The organism is Paenibacillus agricola (assembly GCF_011440305.1).
Lineage (GTDB): Bacteria > Bacillota > Bacilli > Paenibacillales > NBRC-103111 > Paenibacillus_S > Paenibacillus_S agricola.
On sequence record NZ_JAAOIW010000017.1, the window covers coordinates 126388 to 134584 of the forward strand.

Genomic DNA, 8197 nt, shown 5'->3' on the forward strand with positions numbered 1-8197 from the left:
TAGGGGGAAATCCCAAAAGAAATAGAGCATGGCCAAAGGAGTATGTACTCAAGTGGTCTATGCTCTATTTTTGTTATTCATCTGCTCGTGTCCGATAAAAAAACCAGCAATCGTTCAGCAAACGGATTTGTCTGCGGTTTTTGTTATGGTATGCCTTCATCAATTGGTTGCATAGCCATTGCGGCACAGGAACCAGCCTCCTTCCCAACCAGCCATCAGCCATCAGCGAGTAAAAAGGTCGACAACGCGAGCCTTACACTTTTACTTTGATGAATTAGGATATGGCGGGTTGGGCTGAAGGGTGCAGGTCCTAATTAGCGAGTTCTTCCTCATCCTCATACCATTGCTCAAGCTGAGCCTGTAGGGCACGGATCTCGGTTAGCAGGGAAATGAGCGGGTAAGCCTTCTCATTGATTGCGGCGAAGGTTTGCTCCAATTGGTTGATATAATCCAAACCATTGTGCAGCTTGTAATCCAGGCTAACTCTATCCAAGGCATCGCATTCCGCGATAACCTTCGGCAAGGACGGGATGTTGGCTGCTGTCAATTTCTCTAGCTCTTTATGCAATCGCAAATGCAAGGCCGTCAATTGGTAAGCGTGCGTTGCAGGCATTTCGACAAATTCGATGTGGTTGGTGAGCTGAAGGATAACATATCTTTTGGTGGACATAATCGGGTCGTGCTCCTCTCTTGCTGGTTGTTCAAATGAAATGCTGCGAAAATTCTCGAAAAATGTTAATACCTACTTGACAGTGTAGCCTATGGTGCGGTTACAATTCAAGTGAGAAATAAAAGCTGGATAAGCTTGCTGGCCAGCTTCGGTTAGGTATATACCACGGATGCTTACGAAATAAGGCTTGATTCCGGAGCAAGGCTGCTGATGCTTATAAGCTATGGGGCTCCGCACAAATCTTTAGGAGGGGGAAGTCATGGAGGACGAGCAACTGCAGCAGTGGGTAGAGCGGATATCGCTAACGTTTTTCGGGCGTCCCTTTTTACACAAGGCTACCTTTAACCGCAGGCTGACTTCAACAGGGGGGCGATATTTTATTAAAACCCACCATATTGAGATTAGCGTGCGGCAGCTTGAAATGTTTGGTGTAGACGATGTAGAGAAAATCATAAAGCACGAACTCTGCCATTATCACTTGCATATTATGAAGCGTGGCTACCAGCACCGGGATCTGGATTTTAAGACATTGCTGGAAAAAGTCGGCGGTACCCGTTTTTGCCAATCGTTGCCACGGGTTAAGCGCAATGAGCCTTTTCGCTATAAGCTGGTGTGCACCAGCTGCCGTACCGAATATATACGCAAAAGAAAGCTGGATCCACAGAAATATGCATGTGGAAACTGCAGCGGCAAATTGAAGCTGCTTAAGCTTGACTTGCAGCAACATTCGTGATAAATTAACAATTGTCGTTCCCTGATAGCTCAGTTGGTAGAGCACTCGACTGTTAATCGAGTTGTCACAGGTTCGAGTCCTGTTCGGGGAGCCATTTCTTTCTGGAGAGATACCCAAGTGGCTATAAGGGGACCCTCTGCTAAGGGGTTAGACTGCGTAAGTGGTGCGTGGGTTCGAATCCCACTCTCTCCGTAGATAGCAAGCATGAAAACCGCCTTATGGCGGTTTTTTGTTACCATGCTGCTACCATACCCAGCTTAGCTGAAATAGTGCTTGTCAACCTTAGATTGTTTAAGGTATAATAATTTTTGTCGCGAAAATGCGAAATTACATCTTCGTTATCATCGTGATGATTGCCCTCAAATGTAAGTTTATTGCGCGGTCGTGGTGGAACGGCAGACACGCCATCTTGAGGGGGTGGTGTCCCATGGACGTGCGGGTTCAAATCCCGCCGACCGCATATAGGATTTAAAACGTGGAAACCCTTGGTACATAAGGGTTTCCCTTTTTTTTGTTTAGTTTTTCCCGCTCCCGACTAACGCAAAAATAGACCAAATCAACTTGAGTGGTCAAGAATTGGTCAAGAATGGTTTATTTTCTAGAAAATTTTGATTGTAGACTCAAAAATAGACCATTCTCTCTTATGAGGAAACGGTCTATATTTCGTTTTCGTCTTCATCATCTAAGGATTCACTGTAGATCAATTTCCCTAAATTCTTAGCCGTTTCTTTTTGCATATTGGGAAGTATGTGGCTATAGGTATCCAGAGTGATACGAACATCGGCATGTCCTAATCTTTCGGATACAATTTTTGGATTCTCTCCTTGCAGCAGAAGAATGGTTGCATGAGTGTGTCGCATATCGTGAAAACGAATTTGGGGAAGTTTAGCAAACTTATCGGCTAAGGAGCGGATCTCTACAATGCCTGAAAAACAACGACGCACGTTTACAACCGAATTCAAAAAGCAAATGGTGCAGCTCTATGAAAATGGGAAATCCAGAGCAGCCCTTGTGGAGGAATATGACCTCACAGCTTCTGCTTTAGACCACTGGATCAACCAAACTCAGACAACGGGCTCCTTTAAGGAGAAGGATAATCGCTCATCAGAAGAAGAGGAATTGATTGCTTTACGAAAAGAGAACCAGCGTTTGAAAATGGAGGTGGATATTTTATAGCAAGCCGCGCTGATCATGGGACGAAAGTAGCTATCATCCAGAACAAACCGTGATAAATACTCGGTATCAGCAATGTGCGACGTCCTGCAAATCGCAAGAAGTACATTTTATTACGACGCCCAAGAACGAGCCACTGAAGATGATATCACTGAAGCTATTGTAGACATCTTTCTCAAGAACCGAAAAGCCTACGGCACACGCAAGATCAAAGTGAAGCTTCACGAGCGCGGGTTCATCGTCTCCAGACGCCGCATTGGCCGCATCATGAAAGAGCAAGGGCTTGTTTCCACTTACACGGTGGCACAGTATAAGCCCCATAAAACGGCGTGTAACGAAGCGACAACGGCGAATGTTCTGAAACGGGAGTTTGAGCAAACGGAAGCTAAACGCTTCGTCGTCAGTGATTTGACGTATGTGAAAGTCCAGAACCGTTGGCATTACATTTGTGTGCTGGTAGATCTTTTTAATCGAGAAATCATTGGCCATAGTGCAGGACCGAACAAGGACGCTGCTCTGATTACCCATGCCTTCGCGGCCGTTAAGAGTGATCTACGCCAGATTCAATGGTTTCATACCGACCGTGGCAGCGAGTTCAAAAATCAAAAGATGGATGAGCTCTTGGAGACTTTTGAAATCGGTCGATCGCTAAGTATGAAAGGCTGTCCGTACGACAACGCTGTGGCTGAAGCCACTTACAAGATCATGAAAACAGAGTTTGTGAACCAGATGAACTTTCAGAGCCTTCGTCATCTAGAGCTGAGTATTTATCACGGTTGTTCTGGATGATAGCTACTTTCGTCCCATGATCAGCGCGGCTTGCTATAAAATATCCACCTCCATTTTCAAACGCTGGTTCTCTTTTCGTAAAGCAATCAATTCCTCTTCTTCTGATGAGCGATTATCCTTCTCCTTAAAGGAGCATTTAAATATTAATGAACGCAATCTTATCATTGAGAAGCAAAGCGGTAAGGACTTTATTAGACCCAAGTATCAAGCGTTAAAGCATATGCTGAGGAACGGAGATACATTGTTTGTAAAGGAATTAGACAGATCAGGACGTAACGCAGATGAGATTAAACAGGAGTGGCAGGACATAACACAAAACATAGGTGCACATATTGTAATCCTCGACATGCCAATCTTAGACACTAGACAGTATAAGAATGGATTGGATAAGGTAATCAGTAATATTGTCTTAGAATTGCTTTCATACATGGCTCAAAGAGAACGTGAGAAGATTAATAGCAGACAAGCTGAAGGAATAGCTACAGCATTAAATAAAGGTGTTAAATTTGGTCGACCAAAGAAAGAGATAGGTGATGATTTTATTTCTATATATCAGGATTGGAGAGAAGAGAAAATAACCGCAGTAGCAGCTATGCAAAGCTTGGCATGAAACCTAATACATTCTATCGAAGGGTTAGAGAAATTGAACAGGTTCAAGTAGAAACTGGCTCAAGAATATATGTTTCAAAGTATCCTGATCCTTTATAATAAGTGATCAATTGGAACGGAAGGAATTGAAATAATATCTATGTCGCTCATCGTTATCCATGGGCTATTTTCTTTGTTTAAGAAGCGTGTGTAAACAGTTGATGAAATGAAGAATTCAATGTGAATATATGATTATTTGTTGAAGAAACAGAGAGTAAATGGAGATACTGGGAGGGAATTGAGATTGATAAAGGATCGGGGGATAGTTTACATCTCCTCAAAAATCATGATTTCCACTGGGTGAGGGAACTGATTGAGGATTCGAGTGTTGTAACTTGGGAAGCGATAGAATTTCGTTCGGACCATTCGCCTTGAAATCTAAACTAATATATATTATAAATGGCATGTCGTTAGCTACATTTTTGTCATCCCATGTCACTCTCTATGGAAGTTGTCTAATGTGAGCAAGAGTGGATATTACCGCTGACTCAAGGTAGAGGACTTGCGTCAGCATAAATAGATTGCCTATGACATGACCTTTTGCTCATCAAGTTCGAGACGTTTAACAAACTTTTGTACTAAAAACGCACATCGAACAAGAGAACAGTGTGGTTATAAACCATAAAAAGATACGTAGAATTATGCGTAAGTACGGACTAGTTGTGAAAATCCGTTGTGCTCATCCCTATAAACAAATGCTTAATACTACAAAAGAGCATAAAAAATTAAAAACCTACTTAAGTGTCAAATCGATCAAAACGAACCATTCTCCTCACAGTTATATCTATAGTACTTTGCAGTGACGGACAGTGGCTTACCTATCTGTAAAGATGGTGCTTAGAGAGAAGTATTAGACTATCATCTGTTTAAGATGTTAGACTGATACTTCTCTTGGTAGCCTATCAGATACAGTTTAAACTCTGATAGATTAAACATACCTAATGGAATTAAATCACTTTTCCTTTGAGTTGAATTCATTCGGAAACAAATTACGTGTTAATTCAGTTATAAGTATAATTAGCGTAATATATATCGGCATAGAGTAGCGTATATGATACCCTAAATTTGAAACCCCTACAAAAAAAATAGTGCAAGTTAGAGCGAAAATTATGATAATACTGGTTATTCGGTTTGTATTTTTTACGAAATTGTAAGCGGTTTTTATCTTTACTAAAATTAAACTAAGCATGATTATTAATAGAATCTTAAAATATTTAATATATAAGTTGGAGAGCATTGGGTGAAACTCAGACATTCTTGTCATGGTCCAATCAATCCATTGATCTTTCATATACTTATTAAAAGTAAAAGTTAGAGGTGTAAAGATGTTCTTTATTGAATCATAACTTACGCTCAATATGATCTGTAAATAATATTTCAAAAAAGCAATTTTAGTGATAGTATGCACACTATTCCAGCTTCCTTTATCATAATCAAGTAACTTTTTCATAACCATATTTGTATTGTTGACTGATTGATCATGTGAGATAGCTTCCTCATATGAAATTACTTGTTTAATAGAATCAGGTAACTCGTTATATACACCGGATAATCTCGGCCATACAATTCGCTCATAAAGTGACCTAGATATGGAAGGCTGAACCCTATTAGAGTCAACGATATGATTTTGGGTGTTGGTATTAATGATTTGAGTAAAAACAAGTCCAATAATTAATACCACTAGCAATAAACTAGTTTTTTGAGCTATAACCTTATCTTTATTTTTAATATATCTGACAAGTTCATATAATGTGAGAACCCCAATAAATAAAGCGCCAATAACTACTCTTTCTGGTCGAGTTATAGACATTAAAACAAAAAACAAAGATGCAAGGATTATATTAAGTAATATTTTATCGTTATTACAATTACATAAATGAACTATGAAGCTAATAAAAAGTAGTGTAAATGAAAGTGCCAATGAATCAGTTAATACACTTAAATTAAAGTGTGCTGTTAAGGGATTAGTAAAAACAAAGAAAGTTAAAAATAGAATTGTTAACCATTCTTTTCTGCTCAGTGTTTTTGATTTACTGCAGATTTTATTTTTCTTTTTAAGTACATATGCAAACATATAGAATAATGAATATATCGATATAAAGCTAACAATCATCTGAATAATATAAACAATAACATGATAGGGTATATTTAAATATGTTGATAACAGAATTGTGTATTTCAAAAAAATAGGATACAGAATTGTTCTATATTTATCCAAGTCTAATGTAAGAGATAAGTGAATATATTCTGGGGTATCTCCGTAATGTGGAACCTTATTAATGTTTAACAATATCCATATAGTACCTACTACCATTTGGACTATAAATAGAATAGTAATAAATTGTTTTATTTTCAAATTTTGCATTATCGGTTCCTGTACACCTCGTTGAAATTAAATTTTAAGAGCGAAAACTGCTAATTTAACATATCTGTCTTATTGTATATTACCAGTTTATTCTCAAGAGGGCTACTGTTATCGTCTAATAGAAATGAGTTACTTTCAGTGAAGTATAATATTAAAAAATCACAAAAATACAGGACGCGAAATAGAAGGCTTTTGATCGTTGGCGGAAATCAAAAAAATCAACCTTAGGAAGTTGGGTGCAACTTATTGGCGGTAGATTATTTGCTAACGCAGATCTTTCCAATTGACAAATGATAAATAATTCTCCACTATCAATACTTCTGTTTGGATTTCCAAGAATCTTATAAAGTCTAATCTCTCTAAAATAATATACACGAGCAAACAAGTCTGCTGGAACTGTGATGATGCTGCTTAAAGTGGATTTCTTATAATTCAAAATTGCCTGTGCATGATAAAATTGGGTAATGGTTCACATTGTCTATGGGAGAGATTGTCGTGCTGAGGGCAGTGTTTAATGGGGTTGGAGTTGTGCAAATTCAATACGGGGAATTAATATGGATCAATTTTGAATATGAATAACAAAGGATGGAATATTATAATCAAAAAATCATGCAAGCTAGATACTGATTTCAACGCTCGATAACATTTCAGAGGGATATTGAAGGTTGGATTGATGGAGGGTTAGATACAGTCGGTAATGTTGAAACATTTACTGCTGGTTCTGTGAAGATAGAGGGGAATCATTATTTTGGTGGACTTTTGGTGGAATCCTAGAAATAATCCGCCAATATCGCAAGATATTATAAGATACGTGAATCATGCTAATACTTATAGCAAAGGCATTGCAGATATTTTCAATTACTACAAATCACCAATACCCTGCCTTGAGGGGGTGGTGTCCCATGGACGTGCGGGTTCAAATCCCGCCGACCGCATATAGGATTTGAAACGTAAAAACCCTTACTGTGTAAGGGTTTCTTCTGCGTATACCCCTCTAGATCTGTTAACATCACGAAAAGCTTGTGCAAAAAAGCCTTCAAACCACTGATCGTGGATTGAAGGCTTTTAATTATGTGACGATTGAATTGTAAGTTGGTTGCGGGGGCAGGATTTGAACCTGCGGCCTTCGGGTTATGAGCCCGACGAGCTACCGGGCTGCTCCACCCCGCGAAAGTATAACCGAACATTCTCTGATCTCGGAACATCAATGTCGACCAGAGTTCTTATACTACAGTAATTCCCGGGAACATGCAATTCTTGGCTGATCGCAACACCAGGTTGATCTACTGACGTTTATGGTTGCTGTTTATTTATGGAGTTCCTTCCTTTTAAAAAAACGATAATATTCACTCCAAATCTTTCACTAGGTTCGGCTTAGAATCAAGAATGGGGAACATTAGCACTTGTAACGTAAAGTAAACATGATAAATTATTTAACCCAGTTGTGGACGCCAGAAGTTGAATGGATTTCTGAGCTTGCTGGGCAATTCCAAGAATGGAAACATCTTCACTTGTAATGTAATAGTAAACATGATAAAGTATATTACCCGGTCAACATTATTGATCGGTTAGGTAAAACTGAAATCTAGTGTTGTTGATTAATTGCATATGGAAAAATTTACACTTGCAATGCAAAATCAAACATGATATATTAAGCGTCCGGTCATTAAACAGGCTGGTTAGACAAACATCATTGTCCTTTGAAAACTGAATCAACGAGTGAGTAAAAATAGAGAATGCAAGTTCTCGCCAGATGTAAAGAATGAGGCAACTCAAGTTCTACCTTAATGGAGAGTTTGATCCTGGCTCAGGACGAACG

5 protein-coding genes, 4 tRNA genes and 3 pseudogenes are annotated in these 8197 nt (G+C 39.0%); 6 read left to right on the forward strand and 6 right to left on the reverse strand.

The genetic code is table 11. The features are described 5' to 3' along the window. Positions 1 to 73 precede the first annotated feature (73 nt). Both cmpA and G9U52_RS31345 read right to left on the reverse strand, forming a co-directional pair. Entirely contained in the window at positions 74 to 187 is a 114-nt protein-coding gene (cmpA, locus tag G9U52_RS31340; RefSeq protein WP_166155092.1) for a cortex morphogenetic protein CmpA, read from the reverse strand. Between the two features lie 123 nt (positions 188 to 310). Continuing rightward, positions 311 to 670 (reverse strand): hydrolase/acyltransferase, encoded by a 360-nt coding sequence (locus G9U52_RS31345; protein WP_166155094.1) that lies wholly within the window; start codon positions 668 to 670, stop codon positions 311 to 313. 259 nt (positions 671 to 929) lie between these two features. Between G9U52_RS31345 and G9U52_RS31350 the strand changes: the two genes are divergently transcribed. From G9U52_RS31350 to G9U52_RS31365, 4 genes are all read left to right on the forward strand, one after another. Next, positions 930 to 1403, forward strand: coding sequence for a SprT family protein (locus G9U52_RS31350; protein ID WP_166155096.1), 474 nt, complete (start codon positions 930 to 932; stop codon positions 1401 to 1403). 18 nt (positions 1404 to 1421) lie between these two features. Beyond that, positions 1422 to 1497, forward strand: a tRNA-Asn gene (locus G9U52_RS31355). A 9-nt stretch (positions 1498 to 1506) separates the two neighbouring features. Beyond that, positions 1507 to 1595, forward strand: a tRNA-Ser gene (locus tag G9U52_RS31360). A gap of 186 nt (positions 1596 to 1781) precedes the next feature. Then, positions 1782 to 1863: transfer RNA gene (locus G9U52_RS31365), tRNA-Leu, on the forward strand. A 196-nt stretch (positions 1864 to 2059) separates the two neighbouring features. On the opposite strand, the pseudogene G9U52_RS31370 reads toward G9U52_RS31365, so the two are convergent. Further along, a pseudogene (locus G9U52_RS31370) lies at positions 2060 to 2287 on the reverse strand (tyrosine-type recombinase/integrase); the annotation flags it as partial. A 37-nt stretch (positions 2288 to 2324) separates the two neighbouring features. Between G9U52_RS31370 and G9U52_RS31380 the strand changes: the two are divergent. Then, positions 2325 to 3347: pseudogene (locus tag G9U52_RS31380) on the forward strand (IS3 family transposase); the annotation flags it as partial. On the opposite strand, the pseudogene G9U52_RS40370 reads toward G9U52_RS31380, so the two are convergent. Then, positions 3337 to 3497: pseudogene (locus G9U52_RS40370) on the reverse strand (transposase); the annotation flags it as partial. The pseudogenes G9U52_RS31380 and G9U52_RS40370 overlap by 11 nt on opposite strands. A gap of 58 nt (positions 3498 to 3555) precedes the next feature. On the opposite strand from G9U52_RS40370, the gene G9U52_RS40375 reads away from it, so the two are divergent. Next, on the forward strand, positions 3556 to 3975 hold the full coding sequence (locus G9U52_RS40375) for a recombinase family protein (RefSeq protein ID WP_311764949.1): 420 nt from the start codon (positions 3556 to 3558) through the stop codon (positions 3973 to 3975). A 990-nt stretch (positions 3976 to 4965) separates the two neighbouring features. On the opposite strand, the gene G9U52_RS31395 is transcribed toward G9U52_RS40375, so the two are convergent. Both G9U52_RS31395 and G9U52_RS31400 read right to left on the reverse strand, forming a co-directional pair. Next, on the reverse strand, positions 4966 to 6378 hold the full coding sequence (locus tag G9U52_RS31395; protein ID WP_166155104.1) for a hypothetical protein: 1413 nt from the start codon (positions 6376 to 6378) through the stop codon (positions 4966 to 4968). A gap of 1093 nt (positions 6379 to 7471) precedes the next feature. Further along, a tRNA-Met gene (locus tag G9U52_RS31400) sits at positions 7472 to 7548 on the reverse strand. Positions 7549 to 8197: the final 649 nt, after the last annotated feature.

Bases quoted from the DNA above. Each gene is read 5' to 3' on its own strand.
- G9U52_RS31345 (WP_166155094.1), bottom strand. From the start codon at position 670: ATGTCCACCAAAAGATATGTTATCCTTCAGCTCACCAACCACATCGAA.
- G9U52_RS31350 (WP_166155096.1), top strand. From the start codon at position 930: ATGGAGGACGAGCAACTGCAGCAGTGGGTAGAGCGGATATCGCTAACG.
- G9U52_RS31395 (WP_166155104.1), bottom strand. From the start codon at position 6,378: ATGCAAAATTTGAAAATAAAACAATTTATTACTATTCTATTTATAGTC.